This is a genomic window from Bacillus sp. RC240 (genome assembly GCF_044907945.1).
GTDB lineage: Bacteria > Bacillota > Bacilli > Bacillales > Bacillaceae_G > Bacillus_A > Bacillus_A mycoides.
In genome coordinates this window covers 402986-423695 of sequence record NZ_JBIYCT010000004.1, presented here as the reverse complement: position 1 = coordinate 423695, position 20710 = coordinate 402986, and the positions used below count along the sequence as shown (strand labels likewise).

Here is a 20710-nt window from a genome sequence, read left to right as displayed (position 1 = left end):
AATATCCAATTCCTTGTACGCTAAGGGATCGGATATTTATTTTACTGTTTTATATAGTGTACAATTTCTCGCTTACGAGGTCTGTGTAGCAACCGAACCAAATCTTACGTTAAGTATTAGTGGACATCAAAAATAGTAATGACTAATCCAGATTAACATCCATCCGATTCACAATTAAATATACCAATATGTTAAATGGCTAAATAATACAAACGGTATGAAGAGAATTTCTACTCTTTTCATACCGTTTTAAATTTATTTATAAGTTTCATACTAAATTCGTGGAAAGATGGCAGCATCTCTTTTATAAACAAGGCTCAAAAGTTACCATACCTGACAACGGAAATATTAATGTAACTCTAGTTCCTTTATTCACTTCAGATTCAATGCCAATTTTCATTCCTAATTTTGAGCACAGTTTTTCGCATAGGTACAAACCCATTCCTGTACTTTTGCTAAATCTCCTTCCATTCTCTCCAGTAAATCCTTTTTCAAAAACTCTATTTATATCTTTAGTTATTATCCCTACTCCATTATCCTCTATAGTTAGTATTACTGAGTTAGCTTTCTTAATTGAGTATATACGTATCATTTGTTCCTTGTTATTTGAGTACTTTATGGAATTTCCTAATATTTGATTAACAATAAATTCAACCCATTTTTTATCACTATATACGATTTCATTAATATTTTTCATATCTAATTTTATTCTCTTATGAATAAAATCTCTATAATTTCTTTTAATTACAGTTCTTACTACATCATCAAGGTTGATTGGTTTTATAATATAGTCCTTACCGACATTATTGCTTCGAGAATAATACAGCACCTGTTCTACAAACCCTTCGATTCGATCCAATTGTGAGTCTATTTTATTAGTTACTTCATTTTGATTATTTTCAATTATTAGCTTTGTAGAAGCTATCGGCGTCTTAATTTCATGTACCCATGTTTCTATATATTCCCTATAATCCGATTGCATATCGCTATAATATTTTACATTTTCATGCATATCTCTACTTACTTCTTTCAGTATAGCGTTAAGCTTTTCCCCATGTATAAAGTTTGATTCCTTTACTACCTCTGGAAGTAGGTATTTTTTCTCCAAGTTTTCTAATATGCCATTAATCTCATTATAATAATTTTTACATTTTATAAATTCTATAGCCATATATATAATCAATGGAAAAAACCAAATACAAAAGACAAAAAATATTATAATGAACTGAACATTCACAGTCAGCAATATACCTGCTAGTATAATAAATACCAGTACATTAGATAGTATTACTACCATTTTATCTTTAATAAATTCACCTATATTCATGGCATTATATACCCTAAGCTTCTTCTTGTTGCAATTGGATTTTCTATACCTATCTCTTCAAGCTTTTTTCTTAATCTATTTATATTAACAGTTAAGGTGCTATCATCCACAAAATAATCAGATTTCCATAAGGTTTCTATGAGTGAATCTCTTTTTACAATATATCCGCGATTATTTATTAAGCATGAGAGTATTTTAACTTCATTTTTAGTTAACTCTACAGACTTGTCTTGATAAGTAACTGTTGCATTTGAGAGATTTAAATTAAAATCTCTATAAATTAAGATATGATTCGTCTTTAAATCTCCAGATGTCCTTCTTAAAATGTTTGTTACTCTTGCTAATAGTATTTCTGTATTATAAGGCTTTGTTATAAAATCATCTGCTCCTAAATTCATACTTATTAGTTCATCTACATCACTATCTCTGCTTGTAACCATGATGATTGGAACATCTGAAGTTTTACGTATTTCTCTGCATATATAATAGCCATCGAACACAGGAAGATTTATGTCTAGTAATATAAGGTCTACATTCTCACTTTCTATATGTTTGATAATATGATTAAAATCTGTGGGAGCCTTTACTTCATATCCATACTTTATAAAAAAATGTTGTAATTCTTCTCTGATGATTTCATCATCTTCAATCAGAATGATTTTTTTCATGACTTTTCCCTCCCTATACAGAATATAAGGCTATTACATCTTGAGAAACAAAGTGTAATAGCCCTAATAAGCATTATAAAATCAAGTATTACTTTTTACAATATTTTTATAACCGACATATGTCGTGTAGAAATATACTACATAAACTACAAGAAATACTAAGCCCGTCATCAATGCTGGTAAAATAATGTCTGTTTGTTGAAATCTGTTAATATAATAATTGACTACATAAATTCCAACTATAGAATGAATTATGGCAAGAAAAACTGGAAGACTAAAGTATACGAAAGTTTGAATGAAAATCGTTTTGTCGATCATTGTTCCGTTTGAACCAATTCGCTTCAAAGATTTATATCGATCTATGCTATCACTGGCTTCTGATAATTGTTGAAGAGCTAATACAGCCATACTCGTTATTAAAAATACAATACCTATATATATCCCAATAAACAGTACGATAGTTTTCAATCCCTTACTTCCTGCACAAACTTCATCCTTTGATTTGCCTGCTATACGATTAATATTTAATTTCGGGCCATTTTCGTCATAAAAGCCCCGTGCAACGTTATCATATTTTTTATTATATTCTTCTCTATTTCCATCTAAATAATTTACATTAAGTACGGATTCAGTAATTTTGTAGCCTGATAAAAACTCATCATTTATAACGATTGTGAAGTAATTAGTTCGCACATCATAAGTGTAAAGATTCTCTTGTATAACTTTAGCGTTTTTTACCAAATATTCTTTTTCTTTAATATTCACCTTATTGCTATTTTTTAATCTTTCATTTGTCGAATTAGCCAACCGGCTTTCATTTGATAAAAGTAAAATTTCATTGTTATTTAAAGTGATTTCCTTTTCACCTTTAAGATTTAAAATTTTATTATAATCAGATACTTTAATGAAATCTATATCGTTATTATAATCTTTACCTTCTGGTACAAAGTCCACCACTTCCATCCCTGTTCGATATACATTATAAGATACATATTTTTCGTTATTACTTATTTTAAAATTAGCTTTATTTAATACTTCTTCTATAGTGTAACTTTCATCCTTATTCTCCAACGTAATACTGGCATCAAATGGTGTTATTTCTTTCGTTGTGGCGTCCATCATTCTGTTAAAGCTGATTCCTGTAGATAAAGCCACCATTGTAAGGAATAACATTAAACAGATTACAGACATGGATATAAAATTTGTATTAACCTTACTATTTATTTGTTTGATGATAAATATATTTAAACCTTTAAAATAGACTTTTTTATTCTTCTTTACAACATATAATATAAATCCAGATAAACTAAAGAAAAACAGCAATGTACCTAATATGCCAAGAATGATTGATACCACGAGCATAGGATTAGTAAAATTCAATCCGATTTTTAGTACAGTCACATATGCATATCCAAGTGATGCTACACACATAATAAATGTGATTACATAGATAAGAGGATTTCTAAATTTTACATCTTCGCTTTTTCTACCTGCTGTTAACAAATCAATTATTTTGTATTTAGAAACAACATATACATTAAATAACATAACAAGTAAAAACATGATTCCAAAGTATAATACGCTTTTACCTATAGCACCTGTTGAAATTGCAAATTTATATTTATTGATGGGCAAGTCAAATAGCTTTAATGCAAATGTAGATAACCCCTGCGATACTCCAATACCTATTATAAGTCCACTCACTAAAGATATAACGCCAACTAGAAATGTCTCTGTTACTAATATTCTGGATATGTTTCTTCTTCCCATACCTAAAGTCATGTATATTCCTAATTCTTTTTTACGTTTTTTAATTAAGAAATTATTTGCATACAATATTAAACCACCTAATATTACGGATACAAATACTGACACATTTGAGATAGCGTTCATTACTGTAGGCACATACTTTCTATCTGAAGCGTTAATTTCCATAAGTGCCTTTTGTGATTCTATTGAGTTAAAGCTATAAAATATACAAACAGCCAGTGTTAGTGTTAAGAAATATATTGCATAATCTTTAAAACTTTTCTTTACATTCCCAATAGCAATCTTAGAGTACATTATTATCGTCACCTCCAAGAAGGGTTATAACTTCGATAATTTTAGTAAAGAATTCTTTTCTGGAATCATTCCCTCTTACCAACTCGATAAATATTTTTCCATCTTTAATAAAAAGAATTCTACGAGCATAGCTTGCTGTAAATGCATCATGAGTAACCATAAGTATTGTAGCTTTTAAATCCTTATTTAGACTTTCAAATCTTTCGAGTAATAATCTAGCTGATTTAGAATCTAACGATCCTGTTGGTTCATCTGCAAGTACTAAAGATGGATCTGTTACGATAGCTCTTGCCGAACCAACCCTTTGTTTTTGTCCGCCTGACATTTGATAAGGGTATTTGCTTAATACTTGTTCAATGTCTAAATATTTTGCAACTGCTTGTATTTTCCCATCAATTTTTGAACTTTTCTCACCTTTTATTGTTAACGCTAGGGCAATATTTTCATAAGCAGTAAGGGTATCTAATAAATTAAAGTCCTGAAATATAAACCCTAATTCATTTTTTCTAAACTTATCTAGTGACTTTGATTTTAACCGAGTAATGTCACTATTATTTATCATTATTTTTCCCGTAGTAACATTATCAATAGTTGATATACAGTTAAGTAATGTAGTTTTGCCACTTCCTGAAGGCCCCATTATCCCAACAAATTCTCCCTCATCTACCTTAAAACTAATATTATCTATAGCCTTTGTTACATTATCTTTATTACCATAATATTTTTCAATTTTTTCTACATTTAATATATTTCGCATTAATACTTCTCCTTTTTCATTATAAAAATTCTTTAACTCTCATTCATTTATGTAATTCATTTTATATAATTTCATTTATAGTATCGATGGAATTACATTTCATTAACATTACATTTTTGTTATATTGAGTGATACCTCTACATGTAAGTTATCAGAAATCGCGATGGTATAAGTAAGGATTATTCGATGCCCTACCAAAGAGGCAGATAAATGTAGGGGTATCGGTTCTGGTGCAAAAACGATAAGACTTATGTAATTATAGGTAATAAAAAACTCTAAATTTTCTATGTTACATAGAAAATCTAGAGTTTTCATTCCAAATATTGATTAAACATACTTTATCTACGTTTTACAACCATATTAGAGAAAGAACTTTACTAATAATAAAATATCATTAATTTTCTCCCAAAAAAACATTTTAGATCAAAGGACCAATTATCCATTTCTAATCTAACCTAATCTTAAAGTTCAAATTTTATTTAGAAACCCCCATCTTTTTTTGCTTTTTAAGCATAATCCCAATCCTAAACCAATTACCGCAACCACAATTGATTATAAGAAAGTGTCATTGTTCCCAGCAATAAAGGCATCTATTGAAATTGTTTTTTTCAGCTTTTGAATCGCATCAGCTGACATTCCGATCATCTCAGATTTATGTTCTTTTAACATTTCTGTACCATGAAACTGTGTACGATTCGATATCAACGTGACAATAAGACTTGAAGTTATTGCTCCAACTGTTTGCCCTAACGTACTGTTCATCGCAGTACCATGTGATACTTCTTCTTGCTTTAATGCATTGAGTGCATTTGTTTGAAGAGACATTTGAACCATCCCCACGCCAATTAAACGAATAGCATACGTTAAACAAATAACCCACGAAGCGGTTTCTAGTCCTAGATTCCCTAAAATTACAGATGCCACAATCATTAAAGGAAAACCGATTAGGATAAGTGGACGAATTCCAAAACAATCAAATAACTTACCGTTAATTGGTGCTAATAATCCCATAATCATCGCACCTGGAAGCATAATTAATCCTGATTTTAATGCTGTCATGCCTTGAATGTTCTGCAAAAATAACGGTACAGAAATCATCACCGAATACATTGCAAAGATAGTTGTAATTAGCACGAAAATAGATAATGTATATTTAGGGTTTAGGAAGATCTTAAAGTTTAAAATTGGTTTTTCTAAGAAGTTTTGACGAATGACAAAAGCTGCAATTCCTAAAACCCCTGCAATTAAACTAACAATAACTACTGTGGAATCCAAGCCTTCTTTACCCGTAGCACTAAAATACCCGAACCAGAACAAAAGCATGAATTACTAAACTATCTAGAATGGGCAGAAAAAACGAAGGGATTTTACGGGGAAAAAGGTTTTAATTTGGAAGTAATGAAAATAAAAAAAACCATAAAAATGGTTTAGAGTGTGATTACGAAAAACGAAGGATTACCTCCTTCGAACTAGGTAAAAAAGCAATAGACGCCCTTCTTGCGGAGGGCAAAGAAGTTACCTTGCACAATGTATCTAAAAAGACAAAAGAACTCGATGAACAAGGCCAAGGGATTCATTTTAATACTATAAGAAATCATGAAAAAATCTATGCGTATTATAAAGAAAAGAGTAAGAGTTATAAGAAAAAACAAAAAGAGATCGAAAAGCACCTTCCCTATCGACAAAATGAAAAACATGCTTTTCACGAGTTTGAACAATTAAAGTCTGACAGGAATTTAAAGAATGTTTACAGACAGTATATGCGTCTAACGAAGTCCGAATTAGCAACGCGTTTAATAGAAACTGAGCAGTATATCGTGAAAGGAAATCAGGCGTATTTGAAAAGGTTATTTGAGACGTATGAGGGATAAAAGTGGAATAAAATTGTCGTGATAAAAGGAGTGGATTCCCCACTCCTCTTTCATTTTAGTATAAGTGTTAAACAACGTGTATTTACTGTTAATCCAAGCCTAAAACTCTATTTCCTTTGTCTTTCAGTAAAAGTCATTCTTCTCGGTTTTATTTATTCTATCGTTGTAATTTCATTTGAATTATAAATATGAATACCAGATTCTTCACGTAGCGCTGTTATATACATTCCTTTCGCCACATCTTTAGCTGAAATTGGTTTATACTTTTTAAAAGCCCCTTTAAATATAAACGGAAGAATACGAGATAATTTCTCAGCCATTCTTTCCCCAAAACGATATTCTTGTCGATTTCCAACTAATAATGACGGCCTGAAAATATGTATGCCACCAATAACTAGCTTTTTCAGCTCCTCTTCCATTTTCCCCTTCACTTGCGAGTAAAAGAAAAATGATTTAGGTTTTGCTCCCATTGATGAAATAACAAGAAAATTTTGCACGCCTTGTTTTTCAGCTAAGCAGGCAGCTCGTAATGTATATTCATAATCTACTTTTTTAAAATTCGACTTCGACTTCGCTTTTTTTATCGTTGTTCCTAAGCAACTAAAAACATCATCTACTGCAAAAAATTCTTTGTATTCCTCTAATACTGAAAAATCCACCTGTTTCTGTTGCAATTTCTCATGCTGTAATTGTAATGGTTCCCTTACAAAAATAGTAACCGAATCGTAGTAATCTGAGTCAAGTAATAGTCGCGTTATTTCTTGTCCAACTAACCCACTTGCGCCAAGTACTAACGCTGTTCGCTTATTCATATATGTGTATACCTCTTTATTTACTATTCTCTCCTATAGCTAATCGTCGCTAACAGGAGTTTCCGTTCTCCCATTTTACCATAAGTAAAGCACTATGCGTATGCATAGTGCTTTACTTACTCTTTTTTCTCTTCTTTTTCTTCCGCTGGCAATTTTGTAATTGTTGTAGCATCCCCTAAATTACTTATTAGTCTTCTTAAAAAAATTAAAACAAAAGATAATGGCAAAACAACCGCAAGTATTAATAAGATAGCTTCCATGAAGTAACCCAAGCGCTCATCCCCTTTTTTCTGCTCCCTCCCAATATATGAAAGTAACATTGTCACATATGCACCAATCATAAAAATTAATACCTTTCTTTTTGACAGATTTATTACAAAATCAAATCGTAATGATTATTATTTATTGCAACTTTCATAAAGATGTATTATACTAGGTTCGCAAACTAAAACGTAATTATTCCGTTTTGTATTAAAACGATATTTTCTTCTTATATTTGGAGAAAATATAATTGTAAAAAAGAAAAGAGGAGAATTATATGCCTAAAAAATTAGCTCTATTTTCATTTATACTTATTTTCACACTCATCTTTGCTGGATGTTCTAACAACAAAGAAGGTGCAACGAAAAAAGATGGGAAACTTTCTGTTTATACAACCATTTTCCCACTCGCTGACTTTGCAAAAAAAATCGGTGGTGATTATGTAAATGTAGAAACAATTTACCCACCTGGTGCGGATTCTCATACATTTGAACCAAGTCAAAAGCAGACTGTACAAGTGGCGAAAGCCGATTTATTTGTTTATAACGGCGCAGAATTAGAACCATTTGCCGAAAAAATGGAAAAATCATTAAAAAAAGAAAACGTAAAAATTGTAAATGCATCTAAAGATATCGAACTTCGTGCTTCATCTGAAGAAGAGCAGCACGATCATGGAGACGGTCATAAAGAAGATGAACATCATCACGATAAAGACCCACACGTTTGGATAGATCCTACTCTTGCGATGAAACAAGCAGAAAAAATTAAAAATGCACTTGTAGAATTACAGCCTGAACATAAAAAAGAGTTCGAAAAAAACTTTGCAGCACTACAAACAAAATTCACTGATTTAGATGATCAATTTAAAGCAGTTGTTGCAAATGCAAAAACGAAAGAAATATTAGTTTCACACGCAGCTTACGGCTACTGGGAACAACGATACGGTTTGAAACAAATTCCAATCGCTGGAATTTCAGCATCTGATGAACCATCTCAAAAACAGCTTGCTGACATTACAAAAACAGTAAAAGAGCACGGTCTACAATATATTTTATTTGAAACATTCTCTACTCCAAAAGTAGCATCAGTTATTCAAAAAGAAACAGGTACAAAAATTTTACGCTTAAATCACCTTGCTACTATTTCTGAGGATGATGCAAAGAACAATAAAGATTACTTCACATTAATGGAAGAAAACGTAAATACTTTAAAAGAAGCAACAAACTAATCAACTATATTTTCTAGGCAGCTGAATATGTCATTCAGCTGCCTTTTTATGTATTTATCCTTGACTTGACCAAAATAACAAGTAAAATTATCCATATTAGCTTTTAAGCTATATTAATCTAGAAGGTGAGTTGGAATTATGACTCTTCACATTAGTGAAGTAACAGCAAAAAATTGGCGTTCAGTAGCTGCTTTAAACGTCGCAAAAGACCAGCAGCAATTTATTGAAAGCAATGCGTTTTCTTTAGCAGAATCATTATTTGAAGGAAACGGAACGTCAGTAGGTTTATATGATGGAGAAACACTTGTAGGGTATGCAATGTATGGATGGTATTGGGAAAAACGTAAAAGTGTCTGGTTAGATCGCTTTATGATTGATCAACAATATCAAGGAAAAGGATACGCAAAACGTTTCCTTCGCATACTCATTCAATTCTTACAAGAAAAATTTGAATGTAAAATAATTTATTTAAGTTTACATCCTGACAACAAACTCGCAATGGGACTATATGAATCATTTGGCTTCCGTTTAAATGGTGATATTGATGACGAAGGCCCAGTTGTAGGTGTTGTAATGGAATTACTAATAGATGAAAATACAAGCCTGTGAAAACAGGCTTTTTATTATTTATTTATTAATGTCACATTTTCTATATTTAATTTTTTCTCCCTATGTGCTTCGCTTTTGCAATCTAGTATTATCTCCGTAAAATGCTCATTCGATTGAATTAGATGAATCATTTGATTGCTTAAACGTATTACTATTTCTTCTTCCTCATTTGTAACATCTGAAAATAGACAACTAATAATGTCTCTATCTTCATTTGTTATTTCTCCATATAATTTCACCGTATTTATCCCTGTAATTCCCTGTTCCAAACTATTTGGATACATATATTTCTCCATATATTCTCTGCTCTTTTGATCGTCCATTTGTTGTAGAAAGAATTGAAACGGCATCCCCTTCATCGGCTGTATGTATGCATTTTTCCACGGCATAGTTTTCTTAAATAAATTAAAAAACCACTTGTAGTGTAATGGTTCTGGTTTTGTAATTTCAATTCCACCTTCTATCATTTTCCCATACACTTTATCTATATTTTCAACATCAATTGCCAGTCCGATGAGTCCCCTATGGCCATCACAATATTTCTGAACCCACTCTTGTACCCAACCACCCCCATCTTTTGTTTTTACTCTTACTAATTCTAAATATTCTTTTCCAATCCATATGTTAGATACTTTAAACCCTTTCGTTCCCTTTCCACATTTCGGAACATATGGAAGCCCGATAGAATGTACATTTTTAATCGTTTCCTTATTTTCTTGTATTTTTTTATTTACATTTATAACAAGATGATCGATTTTCATATTCTTCCCACCACATTTTTAGTTTTTTAATAGTTTCTCTAACCTATGAATAAATCGAAGTTGCATCTCACATTGTTCATACATATTTTCGAAAATTAGTTTCACATACGCTGGCGCGTTATCTTTTAGTCTTTCTCCTTCCCTCATCTCTTCATAAGTAGATCGTATTTCACTTTTCTGCTCTTCTAGAGCTTCTAAAACCTCCTCTCTCATACTCTCTTCTTCTGACAGAAATGTTAACGCTGTATATAGATGTTTCGGAAACATAACTGAAGTTTTTTGAAACGACTCCTTTAATAACCTTTTAAATTCTTGACTTCCCTTTTCTGTAATACAATATATCGTTTTCGACCGTTTTCCGGTCATTTCAATTGCTTTAACTTGAATGAAATTTTCATTTTCCATTTTTTTTAATGCGTGATAAATAGAAGCTGGGAAAACTTCCGCCCATTTTTTACTTTGCACCATATTTAGCGCCTGCTGTATTTCATAACCAGATAGCGACTCCCTTTTAGTAAGCAATCCAAGAATCATTAAACGCACCTTTTCTCCCCCTACCCCTAACAAAATACTAAACGTTTAGTAATTTCAGATTATTTTAATACAAATTCCAATTTTAGTAAACAAAAAAACAAAAATAAGCCTGCGATTTACGCAGACTTATTTCACACACTCTTGGAAATGTTCTTGGAACCATTCTTTATTAATATCTTTTCCGATGAACACTACTTCGCTTACTCGCTCTTCGCCCTCTTGCCACTCTCTATCGTACGAAGCAGCAAACAATGTATGTACACCTTGGAAAACAATTCTTTTATCTACTCCGTCAATAGATAATATCCCTTTGTAACGATATAAATACTCCCCTAGCTCTTGCACGACAGCTGACATCCACTCATTCAGTTTTTGTAAATCTAACGGACGCTCTTCACGTAGTACAAACGATTTTACACCTTCTAAATGGTTATGTTCTTTATGAGGGTAAATTTGTAACGTATCTTTCGTTTTAAACGTTTGAATTTGTAGTAACGATGGTATATCTACCTCACAGTTAGTCGTCTCGATTAATTTTGCAGTTGGATTAATTCCTTGCAGTTCATGTACGAGACTTTCTTTCTCATTTTCTTCAATTAAATCTAATTTATTTACTAACACAACATCAGCAAAGGCAATTTGTTCTTTTGCTTCTAGTCCCTTTTCAAAATGTTTATGTATATGATAGCTATCTACAACTGTTACAACACCGTTAATTTGGTATGCAGATTGAATAACTGGATCTAAAAAGAAAGTTTGAATAATCGGACCTGGATTTGCAAGACCTGTTGTTTCAATTACTAATCCATCAAAGTCCATTTTCCCTTCTGCTTTCACATCCAGTAATTGTTTTAAAGCAACAAGTAAATCTTCACGCACAGTACAGCATAAACAACCGTTTGTCATTTCCATAATTTCTTCTTCAACGTTCATAATTAATTGATTATCGATACCAATTTGCCCTATTTCATTTACAATCACTGCTAATTTCTTGCCGTGATCCTCTGATAAAATTCGATTTAATAATGTCGTTTTCCCTGATCCAAGAAAACCAGTTAGTATTGTTACTGGAATCATTCCTTACATCTCCTTATAGCTATATGTTTCTACATTATAGCATATAGAGAAAAACGTTTTTGTAGCAAAACATATTTATTGTATGTACAACCGGGTAACTATATAATAATATGTAGCAAGAAAGCCTTTTCAAAAATATTATCATTCATCAAGGGGGTACTTATAATGGAACGAGTTCAAATGGCCGAAACACTAGAATTTTCTCGTATTATTCAAGGGTTCTGGCGTTTAGCAGAATGGAATATGACAAAGCAAGAGTTACTTTCTTTTATTGAAGACTGTATGGATTTGGGGATTACTACTTTCGATCACGCTGATATTTATGGCGGATATACATGTGAAGGATTGTTTGGAGAAGCGTTACAACTCAAGCCTTCCTTACGCGAAAATATGCAAATCATCACTAAATGTGGAATCGCTCCCCCATCCCCTAAATTTCCAGAGCGATATGTTGCTCACTACAATACGAGTGCTGAACATATAATAAAAAGCGCGGAGGATTCATTACAAAACTTACATACAGATTATATTGATGTATTGCTCATTCATCGTCCTGATCCATTCACGGACCCAAATGAAGTGGCAGAAGCGTTCTCACGCTTAAAGCAAGAAGGAAAGGTTCGTCACTTCGGTGTATCTAACTTTTTACCTTCACAATTTAATATGTTAAGTTCGTATTTAGATTTCCCGCTCATTACAAATCAAATTGAAGTATCTGCGATGCAGCTTGAGCATTTTGAAAAAGGTACGATTGATTTATGCCAAGAAAAACGAATTAATCCAATGATTTGGTCACCTCTTGCTGGTGGTGAAATCTTTACTGGTCAATCAGTACGTGCCATACGTGTACGTGAAACTTTACAAAAAGTTGCTACTGAACTAGGTGTTACTAGCATCGATACTGTTATGTATGCATGGTTACTCGCTCATCCAGCTAACATGATGCCAATCGTTGGCTCTGGTAAATTAGATCGTGTGAAAACAGCCGCTCTTGCTACAAAAGTTAACTTAGACCGCCAACAATGGTTTACAATTTTCGAAAGCTCTAATGGACATCCTGTACCATAATAAACAAAAAGAAGAGCTGTTTCTTTACAGCTCTTCTTTTTCATATGTATTTCTCGTCATTGCAAATACACACATATCCCTTAATCCATTTCCATCCACCGCAACACTCGCGCTTTCTAAAGTACCCTCTAATTTAAAGCCTAATTTCTCTGGTATCGCTCTACTCTTCTTATTTAGAGAATCACAACGAATTTCTACGCGGTTTGCTTTCAATTCAGTGAAAGCATAATCTGTTATACCTTTTGCAGCCTCTACCATATAGCCCTTTCCACTAAACCTTGAATCAATCCAATACCCGATTTCAAATTGAGGTATATCCCAATTAATACGATGTAATCCGGCAGATGCAATAAATTCACCTGTTTCGTTCGAAAAAACTAGTAATCTCAAATCCTCACGCTGCAAAAATTGAATATGCGATTTTCTAATACTCTCTTCTATTTCTTCCTCTGTTTGCTCTTTTTGTGCAAAGACCATCCAAGGTTTTAATTCTTGTATTGAAGCTTGAATTGCGTCATATACAACTTTACCATCACCTGGTTTTGGCATTCGAATAAAAAGCCTGTCAGTATAAAATTCAGAAGGAAAATCGAATAATAACGGATTCACTGTAAACACTCCCTATAATTCTTTTATATATAATAATATCCATCTCAAGTTATACAGTAAAGAAATTTCTGAATTTTAAACTTTTTGATCATTCACTTCCATCGCTACACGAACTCCAGATTCAATCGCACCTTGAATCCATCCGTGATACAGCGTTGTATGATCACCAGCAAAATATATTCTCCCCTCAGGTTTTACAATGACTGGCTGTAATTCTGATTCTTGGCCAGCTTGAAATAGTGCAAACCCTCCAAGCGCATATGGATCTAATGTCCAACTCTTTGATATTCCAGACATGAACTCATCATATACTTGACCGCCTAATATTGTTGCTAAATTTTGTAGTGTGTAATAGATACGATCCCCCTTTGATAACCCATCCCATAACAACGCATCATAAGACCATGTATAGCTTCCTAACATCATAGCAGGCCCTTTCTCTCCGATTCCATGGCTTGGATAATACGCATAACGTATAGGAAGATCTGTTATAATTCTCCCACCTAATTGCCCTTGTTCCTCCCAAAAACGACTTTTAAATTGAATTCCTATTTTTGTAGCTGGCATATAATGCAATTCGCGAATTGTTTTCCACTTCGCATGAGATATCGAATCAAATGGATCTACTTCTACAAATCGCATTGTTGAAAAAGGAATTGTAACAATAACTAAATCCCCTGTAATACTACTATATTCAAAAGTTTCCTCGTTCCGGTAATAGGCTGTTACACTATTGGCTTGTTGATGAAGCTTCATTAATTTTTGATTATATATAATATTTCCTTCTAATTGTGGTAAAAAAGACTTTGGTAATCTATCATTCCCACCTATTATTTCGCAAAATCCGCTCTCCTCTTGCATAATATATAAAAAACGTAACGTCTCAACGAATGACCTTTCTAAAAAACCTTCTAAATCTAATAGAACACCTATCATCTCAATCGTTACTGGCGAAAAATACGTATTATATTGATAAGGATGATATTTTAAAAATTGACCTGTAGAATATTTCCCAAAATCCTTTACTACAATATCCCAATTTTTCTCTGGGTTCTTTTTTATAAAATTTATAATGGGCTGTACCGCTAACATTAATAGTTCCTCAGACGTTTTCCCAACTTCATTCATTTCCACAGGATATCTTAAAATACTTGGATCTTTTTCGTATTGTTTTAATGTCGTTTCCCGACCATTTACGTATATAATATCTGTCTCATTCCTATTAATAAAAGGGCTCACCTGTAGCCCAAACTTTCTTATATATGCCATCGTTAATGTATGCGAATACGGAATTCTCATCGCTCCAACATCTAAATATAATCCGGTATCTTCCATCCTAACTGTCTCTATGCGGCCACCTACACGGTTGTTCGCTTCAAAAACCTTCACTTCATGCCCTGCTGCTTTTAATAAAGATGCCGAAACTAATCCAGCCATACCAGCCCCTACTACAATGATTTGTTTCGGACGTGTCGTCTTCTTCAATCCCTTATTTATAACTTTTAACGTTTCATCCATCTCATTGTTAAACATTATATCTTTCTGCACAATCCCACCCCTTACTTCATGAAATACAAATTAGTGGTTTAGTGCATTTTATTCATAAATTCACTTAAACATAACACCACCACAATTTGAAAATTCACTAAAAATACATAAGGTGCAGCTCTCCCCCTTCCACATACTTCATATGATAAACATACAGATAGTAACTGTATGGAAAGGGTGGATACACATGAAACGTACTTACGATTATCAGGCTACAAAAAAACATTTAGAATTAAAGAAACAGCAGTTATGTAAAAAACTCACTAGCGTTAAACTAACTGAAGAAGAACGCAAGCAAATACATTTAGAAATTGATAACTACGAATATATATTAAACTTAGTCGAAATGAATCATTATGAACGAGGGTTTTTTCATTAAAAGCGGATAAAAAATTATTCACTTTTCCTTTTGAGCATTTCATTACGCATTTTTCGTAAGTAAATATATAATAGGATGTACATTAAGATTGAGAGGTATATTCTATGATCAAATTAAGTGTATTAGACCAATCACCTATTTCAGATGGTAGCACAGCAGCCCAAGCTATTTCACATACAGTTACGCTTGCACAAGAAGTTGAGAAACTCGGATTCACACGTTTTTGGGTATCCGAGCACCATAATTCAGTTAGCTTAGCTGGTTCAAGTCCAGAAATACTCATTTCACATATTGCCGCGAAAACTGACCGTATTAGAGTTGGTTCTGGTGGTGTTATGCTGCCACATTATAGTCCATATAAAGTTGCCGAGAATTTCCGCGTTTTAGAAGCACTTTATAAGGGCCGCATCGACCTTGGTGTCGGGAGAGCGCCTGGTGGTATGCCGATAGCAACTCGCGCACTTCAAGAAGGTAAAATGGTCTCACTTGATCAATATCCAGAACAAATTGCAGATGTTGCTATGTACTTACATGATCAAGTACCAGAAAACCATCATTATGCAAACTTAAAGGCTACTCCAGTTATCCCAACATCTCCTGAAATGTGGATGCTCGGTTCTAGCGGAGAAAGTGCAATGATTGCCGCAAAGCAAGGCGCTTCTTTTGCATTTGCACAGTTCATTAACGGATACGGTGGCCCTGAAGTAATGAAGGCTTACCAAGAACAATTCCAACTTTCCTATTTAGGTGATAAACCAAAATCAATCGTATCTATTTTTGTTATTTGCGGAGAAACAAATGAAGAAGCGGAGAAGATTGCATCAAGCCTTGATTTATCGATTTTACTATTAGAACAAGGAAAACGGACTACTGGTACTCCTTCTATTGAAACTGCTCAAAATTATTCGTATAGTGCTTATGATCTATTCCGCATAAAAGAAAATCGTCAACGTATGATTGTCGGTGATCCGTCTTCTGTGAAAGAAAAAATATTAAACTTAAGCAAAGCGTATAATACTGACGAATTTATGATTGTCACGATTACTCATCAATTTGAACATAAATTAAACTCTTATCGCCTATTGGCAGATGCTTTTAATTTATAATAACGAAAAGGAGATGCATCACATATGATGCATCTCCTTTTCTTACTACCAATCAATTGTTTTTGCTTCCTATATATTCAATAGCTTCTTTTAATAACTCATCAAAATTATGAGGATAATCATGATTTAAGTTAGGCACAACTTTATACTTATGTTCTATATTTTTATCCTTTAATAACGTTACAAATTGCTGTGTACCTTCAAAACAATCTTCATCTTGATCCCCACATATTATATATCCTTTTATGCTTTTATCATGCAATATTCCAATCATCTCTTCCCATTCTTCCATTTCCGGAAGCCACGGTGCCACAAAAATAAAACCGTTCACTTCTATTTCACCTTGTAACATGGAATGTAACGCTACTCTTGCCCCAGCAGAAAAGCCACCAATAATAATATTCCCAAATGTTTTATTCACTTTAATCTTATTGTAATGTCCTTTTAACTCATCTCTTCCTCTTTCGATATTATCCCACACATATCCATCTGAAAATTGAATTTGGGAAGATTGAGGCAATGCTAGCATAAAACCTTGTTCCATTACAGAGTTCCAATATGGTTCTATTATTTGTATATTTTCTTGATCCCCATGCAGTGTTATTAGTAGATTTTCAGTTTGTTTGCTGTATTTATATTTCACGTCTGCTTGTTCCGATTTCTTTGCTAATTCTTCTCTTTCTTTACATAATTGAACCATTCTATGAAACTCTTCAAATTTATGTAGTGGTTTTAAATCATCATCGGAAATTAAATACTCACTTCCGTACCAAAATCCATTTTCTATAATTGCTTTCTTCATTAAATGCAACGCTTCTCCTTCAAGTCCTGCTGCACTTGCTAATGCATATTTAAAATTATATATTTGCGCTTCATTACCCATTACATCTTTAGCATTATTCATTATATAAGAATACGCTTCAAAACTTCCTTTATTTGCATAACAATGTAACGTTTCATTTAATAACTTAATATAAGTCATACTATTTTTCATATAGAAATTCCCCCGTAACCTTTTATAATAATTGTTTCTCCAACATTCCTATCATTCTAGGGTCACGGTATAAGTAAATAAATTCTACAATTCAACTTAACAATACCTGATTCTCAGAATGATATTTAATAATTAATGTATGTATACGCATAATACACCACTCCTTCCTATCCACTAGTTGTAGTATAAAGTTAAATAGACTGAAAAATCAATGTTTTAATAACAAAAAAAGACAACAATATATTATTGTTGTTCTCATAACATCTGCCCACTATTCTTTTTTTTCTTATCTGGTTTACTTGAAACTAAATAATGCTTTTCTGAAATATATAAGTTTCTTTTTAATATACGATTTAAATATGGTCCTAGCTTCACTCCGCATATGAGGCGATCTTCACTATCTTCAACAATTGGGAACATTTCTTTTTCTGTTACATATTGATCTACGGCCTTTTGTACGATATCAATTTCTTTAACTAGGTTTAAATTTTCTTCTGTATGTTCAAATACTTCAAGCGTTTCCTTCGTTATCAGAAAAAAATTTGTTGGAAATGCAGGTAAATAGGGCTTTAACAAATCATAATTTACTGTGTAATCATCATTTACTAAAACTGTATAAACGATATTAGCATTCGTTTCTAGAAACTTCGCCATCGCTTGTTCTAATTCATCTTTCGTAATTTCCCTATCTTCTTTTCCAGTTCTGAAAAAGCGAAACATTGTATCGCCTCCTTTTTACTATATTATAGCATAAAAGAAAACTGAAAAATCACAAAAAACTCTATTGAAAGAATTTTTCAATAGAGTTTTTCTTTAATCAATTTATGTTTATTTTAAGAATGCACTTAACATCCACACATGTTGTTCTAATGTCGTATGAATTGCTAATAGCATATCAGCTGACGTTTCATCACCAGCTTCATCAGCTACTTCCATACCTTCTTTTAATTCTTGAATAAGTGCAGAAAAATCGTTTACTAAAGTTTGTACCATTTCTTCTGCAGACTCTTTGCCTGTCCCTTCACTCACAGTAGAAGCTGCTAGATACTCTTTCATTGTCGCTAACGGTTTTCCTTTTAACGCTAAAATACGTTCTGCTAACTCATCAATGTAAGTCCCTGCTTCATTATAAAACTCTTCAAATTTCTCATGTAATGTAAAGAAGTGTGGTCCTGTCACATACCAGTGATAATTATGCAATTTCACATATAACACATTCCAGTTTGCTACCTGCTTGTTTAATACTTCAACAACATTTGTTTTCGTACTCATACAATCCACTCCTCTTATCATTTTATAATTATTATCTTTTAATAACTTAATTACATTTTACCATAGATTTCCTACTCTTCCGAATGAACAGCTTATATGTAACAAAGTTTTAACAACCTTAATATTTCCCTAATATCATATAATTCATGTATTCTTTCAACTACTTCACATGTCTAATTGTCCAAGCTCACACATATGCATAATAGTAAGTCAAGCTCATCATAGAAGAAAGAGGGATAACATGGACAATCAACAATGGCAAGTAGCAAAGAAAGTCGCTGCTACTTATATCGGAACTGTCGTTGGAGCTGGATTTGCTACTGGGCGCGAAATTGTTGAATTTTTTACAGTTAACGGATTTTACGGAACCATTGGCATATGTATAAGTGGATTTTTTTTTATTTGGCTCGGCACAAAGATGATGTTACTTTCATCACAAATAGGGGCATTCTCAGCTCAAGAATTCAACAAATATTTATTTGGGGATGTATTTGGAAATGTCGTAAACACATTACTATTACTCGTATTATTTGGTGTAACGAGCGTTATGTTATCAGGAGCCGGTGCAGTATTTGAAGAACAACTCCGCCTCCCGAGACAACTTGGTATTTTCATCACGGTCATCGCCTGTCTCATTATTGGGAGCCGGGGATTACAAGGTGTTTTTGAAGTAAATACGCTTGTCGTACCTATTATGATGATCTTTATTATCGGACTCGCTATTACAACCTTTTTCCATAGTACAACACCTATTAGTAATACTATTCCTGCAGAGAGCTGGAATATGAAGTGGATTACTAGCCCTATTACATATGTCGCTTTAAATCTTTCGCTCGCCCAAAGCGTTCTCGTCCCGTTAGCCAGTGAAGTAAAAGATCGAAAAGCCATTTTGTGGGGTGGAATTTTAGGTGGTGCAGGACTTTCTTTAATTTTATTATGCAGCCATTTAGCTATCTTATCAGTCGACCAATTTTATCAATACAATATCCCAATGGCTGAAGTCATAAGAAGATTTAATGCAACTTTTCACTTTTTCTTTGTTCTTATTATTTTCGGTGAAGTGTTCACAACTTTAGTTGGTAATGTGTTCGGGATGACAAAACAAATGCAATCCATTACCGGATGGAAAAGTAATAACATTATTTACTTCATATTACTAATTAGTTATTGCTTTAGTTTCATTGGATATAGTGAATTACTTCATATTCTATACCCTATTATCGGTTGGGTGAGCATCATTTTACTACCGATTATTGCCTTTAAACAACTTCAAAAAACATAAAAAAACATCCGTGTATACGGATGTTTTTCATCTTCATTCACAGTCTTCACATACTTCCCAGTACGGCCCCATTTCTACTGCAAGATATGGCTTTAATTGCAAACGAATCATTCGACTTGGCATGCGTTCCAATACGAATTGAATGCCGTCTTCCTCTTCATCCAACTCAACTTTTGAAATAGCAATTCTTTGCATAGTAGTAATAGGGCTTCCATCTTTATATAAAGTGATTTTCACCTCATCATACTCATTAAAATACAATTCAACATTCATTTGCTTTTTTAACATTTCATCAACAATTTCATAATTATCATTTTGTTCCTGGATTATATATTTCCAGCCGCCTCTATCTAATTCTATCGGAGCAGCTTGGAATAATGTCATCAAATCCTCGTACAGCATAAGATAACCCCTCTCTTACTAAAAAACGATGAGTATTTTATATACCCTTTATCTCTATCACTATCCATGTTTATTGTACCA

The 20710-nt window shown here is 32.8% G+C and carries 23 protein-coding genes; 7 read left to right on the top strand and 16 right to left on the bottom strand.

The window, feature by feature from the left end; all coding sequences use genetic code 11:
• Positions 1 to 304: 304 nt before the first annotated feature.
• From ABH955_RS17250 to ABH955_RS17230, 5 genes are all read right to left on the bottom strand, one after another.
• Complete coding sequence (locus ABH955_RS17250; protein ID WP_016126795.1) at positions 305 to 1327, bottom strand: sensor histidine kinase; 1023 nt, start codon at positions 1325 to 1327, stop codon at positions 305 to 307.
• The gene (locus tag ABH955_RS17245) at positions 1324 to 1995 is read right to left on the bottom strand and encodes a response regulator transcription factor (protein WP_000720526.1); all 672 of its coding nucleotides are present in this window, start codon (positions 1993 to 1995) and stop codon (positions 1324 to 1326) included. The genes ABH955_RS17250 and ABH955_RS17245 overlap by 4 nt, the downstream gene beginning before the upstream one ends.
• 81 nt (positions 1996 to 2076) lie before the next feature.
• Positions 2077 to 4059: an FtsX-like permease family protein gene (locus ABH955_RS17240; RefSeq protein ID WP_033730279.1), complete on the bottom strand. Its 1983-nt coding sequence runs from the start codon at positions 4057 to 4059 to the stop codon at positions 2077 to 2079.
• A complete protein-coding gene (locus ABH955_RS17235) occupies positions 4049 to 4816 on the bottom strand; it encodes an ABC transporter ATP-binding protein (RefSeq protein WP_001244390.1) in 768 nt (255 codons plus the stop codon). The genes ABH955_RS17240 and ABH955_RS17235 overlap by 11 nt, the downstream gene beginning before the upstream one ends.
• 552 nt (positions 4817 to 5368) lie before the next feature.
• Positions 5369 to 6091 (bottom strand): MFS transporter, encoded by a 723-nt coding sequence (locus ABH955_RS17230; protein WP_231348501.1) that lies wholly within the window; start codon positions 6089 to 6091, stop codon positions 5369 to 5371.
• Between the two features lie 245 nt (positions 6092 to 6336).
• Between ABH955_RS17230 and ABH955_RS17225 the strand changes: the two genes are divergently transcribed.
• Entirely contained in the window at positions 6337 to 6687 is a 351-nt protein-coding gene (locus ABH955_RS17225; RefSeq protein ID WP_404454968.1) for a hypothetical protein, read from the top strand.
• A 152-nt stretch (positions 6688 to 6839) separates the two neighbouring features.
• Here ABH955_RS17225 and ABH955_RS17220 read toward each other — a convergent pair whose 3' ends face one another.
• On the bottom strand, positions 6840 to 7499 hold the full coding sequence (locus ABH955_RS17220; protein ID WP_003188777.1) for an oxidoreductase: 660 nt from the start codon (positions 7497 to 7499) through the stop codon (positions 6840 to 6842).
• A 116-nt stretch (positions 7500 to 7615) separates the two neighbouring features.
• On the bottom strand, positions 7616 to 7840 hold the full coding sequence (locus tag ABH955_RS17215) for a hypothetical protein (RefSeq protein WP_002012427.1): 225 nt from the start codon (positions 7838 to 7840) through the stop codon (positions 7616 to 7618).
• A 197-nt stretch (positions 7841 to 8037) separates the two neighbouring features.
• On the opposite strand from ABH955_RS17215, the gene ABH955_RS17210 reads away from it, so the two are divergent.
• Positions 8038 to 8988, top strand: coding sequence for a metal ABC transporter substrate-binding protein (locus ABH955_RS17210; RefSeq protein ID WP_088293937.1), 951 nt, complete (start codon positions 8038 to 8040; stop codon positions 8986 to 8988).
• A 138-nt stretch (positions 8989 to 9126) separates the two neighbouring features.
• Complete coding sequence (locus ABH955_RS17205; protein ID WP_002031458.1) at positions 9127 to 9597, top strand: GNAT family N-acetyltransferase; 471 nt, start codon at positions 9127 to 9129, stop codon at positions 9595 to 9597.
• A gap of 14 nt (positions 9598 to 9611) precedes the next feature.
• Here ABH955_RS17205 and ABH955_RS17200 read toward each other — a convergent pair whose 3' ends face one another.
• From ABH955_RS17200 to ABH955_RS17190, 3 genes are all read right to left on the bottom strand, one after another.
• Complete coding sequence (locus ABH955_RS17200; RefSeq protein WP_404443230.1) at positions 9612 to 10358, bottom strand: VOC family protein; 747 nt, start codon at positions 10356 to 10358, stop codon at positions 9612 to 9614.
• Between the two features lie 18 nt (positions 10359 to 10376).
• A complete protein-coding gene (locus tag ABH955_RS17195) occupies positions 10377 to 10901 on the bottom strand; it encodes a PadR family transcriptional regulator (protein WP_002189354.1) in 525 nt (174 codons plus the stop codon).
• A 117-nt stretch (positions 10902 to 11018) separates the two neighbouring features.
• A complete protein-coding gene (locus ABH955_RS17190; protein ID WP_404443233.1) occupies positions 11019 to 11969 on the bottom strand; it encodes a CobW family GTP-binding protein in 951 nt (316 codons plus the stop codon).
• 165 nt (positions 11970 to 12134) lie between these two features.
• Here ABH955_RS17190 and ABH955_RS17185 point away from each other — a divergent pair, with 165 nt between their 5' ends.
• Entirely contained in the window at positions 12135 to 13037 is a 903-nt protein-coding gene (locus ABH955_RS17185; RefSeq protein WP_404443236.1) for an aldo/keto reductase, read from the top strand.
• A gap of 24 nt (positions 13038 to 13061) precedes the next feature.
• Here the strand turns inward: ABH955_RS17185 and ABH955_RS17180 are convergent, their stop codons facing one another.
• Together ABH955_RS17180 and ABH955_RS17175 are read right to left on the bottom strand one after the other, a co-directional pair.
• Positions 13062 to 13646 (bottom strand): GNAT family N-acetyltransferase, encoded by a 585-nt coding sequence (locus tag ABH955_RS17180; RefSeq protein ID WP_002126982.1) that lies wholly within the window; start codon positions 13644 to 13646, stop codon positions 13062 to 13064.
• A 75-nt stretch (positions 13647 to 13721) separates the two neighbouring features.
• Complete coding sequence (locus ABH955_RS17175) at positions 13722 to 15194, bottom strand: flavin monoamine oxidase family protein (RefSeq protein WP_033730283.1); 1473 nt, start codon at positions 15192 to 15194, stop codon at positions 13722 to 13724.
• 187 nt (positions 15195 to 15381) lie between these two features.
• Between ABH955_RS17175 and ABH955_RS17170 the strand changes: the two genes are divergently transcribed.
• Together ABH955_RS17170 and ABH955_RS17165 are read left to right on the top strand one after the other, a co-directional pair.
• Positions 15382 to 15573 (top strand): DUF3896 family protein, encoded by a 192-nt coding sequence (locus ABH955_RS17170; protein WP_282914753.1) that lies wholly within the window; start codon positions 15382 to 15384, stop codon positions 15571 to 15573.
• A gap of 104 nt (positions 15574 to 15677) precedes the next feature.
• Positions 15678 to 16679: an LLM class flavin-dependent oxidoreductase gene (locus tag ABH955_RS17165; RefSeq protein ID WP_404491393.1), complete on the top strand. Its 1002-nt coding sequence runs from the start codon at positions 15678 to 15680 to the stop codon at positions 16677 to 16679.
• Positions 16680 to 16731: 52 nt separating this feature from the next.
• On the opposite strand, the gene ABH955_RS17160 is transcribed toward ABH955_RS17165, so the two are convergent.
• From ABH955_RS17160 to ABH955_RS17150, 3 genes are all read right to left on the bottom strand, one after another.
• Positions 16732 to 17673: an alpha/beta hydrolase gene (locus ABH955_RS17160; protein ID WP_404443241.1), complete on the bottom strand. Its 942-nt coding sequence runs from the start codon at positions 17671 to 17673 to the stop codon at positions 16732 to 16734.
• Positions 17674 to 17928: 255 nt separating this feature from the next.
• Positions 17929 to 18393 (bottom strand): DUF3939 domain-containing protein, encoded by a 465-nt coding sequence (locus tag ABH955_RS17155; protein ID WP_000488199.1) that lies wholly within the window; start codon positions 18391 to 18393, stop codon positions 17929 to 17931.
• 108 nt (positions 18394 to 18501) lie between these two features.
• A complete protein-coding gene (locus ABH955_RS17150; RefSeq protein WP_002126976.1) occupies positions 18502 to 18945 on the bottom strand; it encodes a Dps family protein in 444 nt (147 codons plus the stop codon).
• A 241-nt stretch (positions 18946 to 19186) separates the two neighbouring features.
• Here ABH955_RS17150 and ABH955_RS17145 point away from each other — a divergent pair, with 241 nt between their 5' ends.
• Positions 19187 to 20227: a YkvI family membrane protein gene (locus ABH955_RS17145; protein ID WP_002064968.1), complete on the top strand. Its 1041-nt coding sequence runs from the start codon at positions 19187 to 19189 to the stop codon at positions 20225 to 20227.
• A 33-nt stretch (positions 20228 to 20260) separates the two neighbouring features.
• On the opposite strand, the gene ABH955_RS17140 is transcribed toward ABH955_RS17145, so the two are convergent.
• Positions 20261 to 20629 (bottom strand): DUF3979 family protein, encoded by a 369-nt coding sequence (locus tag ABH955_RS17140; RefSeq protein WP_002086098.1) that lies wholly within the window; start codon positions 20627 to 20629, stop codon positions 20261 to 20263.
• Positions 20630 to 20710 lie beyond the last annotated feature (81 nt).

What these genes read in the sequence shown, in the direction of transcription:
- ABH955_RS17250 (WP_016126795.1), bottom strand. Translation starts at nt 1,327, where the DNA reads ATGAATATAGGTGAATTTATTAAAGATAAAATGGTAGTAATACTATCT.
- ABH955_RS17245 (WP_000720526.1), bottom strand. Translation starts at nt 1,995, where the DNA reads ATGAAAAAAATCATTCTGATTGAAGATGATGAAATCATCAGAGAAGAA.
- ABH955_RS17240 (WP_033730279.1), bottom strand. Translation starts at nt 4,059, where the DNA reads ATGTACTCTAAGATTGCTATTGGGAATGTAAAGAAAAGTTTTAAAGAT.
- ABH955_RS17235 (WP_001244390.1), bottom strand. Translation starts at nt 4,816, where the DNA reads ATGCGAAATATATTAAATGTAGAAAAAATTGAAAAATATTATGGTAAT.
- ABH955_RS17220 (WP_003188777.1), bottom strand. Translation starts at nt 7,499, where the DNA reads ATGAATAAGCGAACAGCGTTAGTACTTGGCGCAAGTGGGTTAGTTGGA.
- ABH955_RS17215 (WP_002012427.1), bottom strand. Translation starts at nt 7,840, where the DNA reads ATGATTGGTGCATATGTGACAATGTTACTTTCATATATTGGGAGGGAG.
- ABH955_RS17210 (WP_088293937.1), top strand. Translation starts at nt 8,038, where the DNA reads ATGCCTAAAAAATTAGCTCTATTTTCATTTATACTTATTTTCACACTC.
- ABH955_RS17205 (WP_002031458.1), top strand. Translation starts at nt 9,127, where the DNA reads ATGACTCTTCACATTAGTGAAGTAACAGCAAAAAATTGGCGTTCAGTA.
- ABH955_RS17200 (WP_404443230.1), bottom strand. Translation starts at nt 10,358, where the DNA reads ATGAAAATCGATCATCTTGTTATAAATGTAAATAAAAAAATACAAGAA.
- ABH955_RS17190 (WP_404443233.1), bottom strand. Translation starts at nt 11,969, where the DNA reads ATGATTCCAGTAACAATACTAACTGGTTTTCTTGGATCAGGGAAAACG.
- ABH955_RS17185 (WP_404443236.1), top strand. Translation starts at nt 12,135, where the DNA reads ATGGAACGAGTTCAAATGGCCGAAACACTAGAATTTTCTCGTATTATT.
- ABH955_RS17170 (WP_282914753.1), top strand. Translation starts at nt 15,382, where the DNA reads ATGAAACGTACTTACGATTATCAGGCTACAAAAAAACATTTAGAATTA.
- ABH955_RS17165 (WP_404491393.1), top strand. Translation starts at nt 15,678, where the DNA reads ATGATCAAATTAAGTGTATTAGACCAATCACCTATTTCAGATGGTAGC.
- ABH955_RS17160 (WP_404443241.1), bottom strand. Translation starts at nt 17,673, where the DNA reads ATGAAAAATAGTATGACTTATATTAAGTTATTAAATGAAACGTTACAT.
- ABH955_RS17155 (WP_000488199.1), bottom strand. Translation starts at nt 18,393, where the DNA reads ATGTTTCGCTTTTTCAGAACTGGAAAAGAAGATAGGGAAATTACGAAA.
- ABH955_RS17150 (WP_002126976.1), bottom strand. Translation starts at nt 18,945, where the DNA reads ATGAGTACGAAAACAAATGTTGTTGAAGTATTAAACAAGCAGGTAGCA.
- ABH955_RS17145 (WP_002064968.1), top strand. Translation starts at nt 19,187, where the DNA reads ATGGACAATCAACAATGGCAAGTAGCAAAGAAAGTCGCTGCTACTTAT.
- ABH955_RS17140 (WP_002086098.1), bottom strand. Translation starts at nt 20,629, where the DNA reads ATGCTGTACGAGGATTTGATGACATTATTCCAAGCTGCTCCGATAGAA.